The sequence below is a fragment of the Myxococcus sp. AM009 genome (genome assembly GCF_013372605.1).
GTDB lineage: Bacteria > Myxococcota > Myxococcia > Myxococcales > Myxococcaceae > Myxococcus > Myxococcus vastator.
In genome coordinates this window covers 1-516 of record NZ_JABXEP010000398.1, presented here as the reverse complement: position 1 = coordinate 516, position 516 = coordinate 1, and the positions used below count along the sequence as shown (strand labels likewise).

At 69.2% G+C, this 516-nt stretch carries 1 protein-coding gene; it reads left to right on the top strand.

Annotation, left to right across the window (positions count from 1 at the left end; genetic code table 11):
- Positions 1–32: 32 nt before the first annotated feature.
- Positions 33–516: type I polyketide synthase (locus HV824_RS36075; RefSeq protein WP_176425302.1), on the top strand; the 484-nt coding region annotated here is incomplete at its 3' end.

The window sequence follows — 516 nt, the reverse complement described above, 5'->3', positions numbered from 1 at the left end:
GCTCGGAGATGTGTATAAGGGACAGGCTGTGGATGGGGTCGGCGAAGACGAACGTGGGGCACCTGGAGTCGGCGGCGGGAGTGGCGGCGGTGATGAAGGTGGTGCTGTCGCTGAGGAACAAGCAGTTGCCACCGCACCTGCACTTCAAGACGCCGAACCCGCACATCGGCTGGGAGCGGATGGCGGTGGAGGTGCCGACGAAGCTGACGGCGTGGGAGCCGGCGCAGGGTCGGCGCGTGGCGGGCGTCAGCTCCTTCGGTCTCAGCGGGACGAACGCCCACCTGGTCCTGGAAGAGGCGCCTCCGAGGCCGGAGCCCGTCCGGAAGCAGGACGTGGTGGAGCGCCCGAAGCACGTGCTGGTGGTGTCGGCGCGGAGCCCGAGCGCGCTGGAGGAGCAGGCGAGGAGGTACGCGGGGGCGCTGGGAGAAGCGCCGGTGGGGGACGTGTGCTTCACGGCGTCGGTGGGGAGGGCGCACCTGGAGCAGCGGATGGCGGTCTGTCTCTTAATACACATCT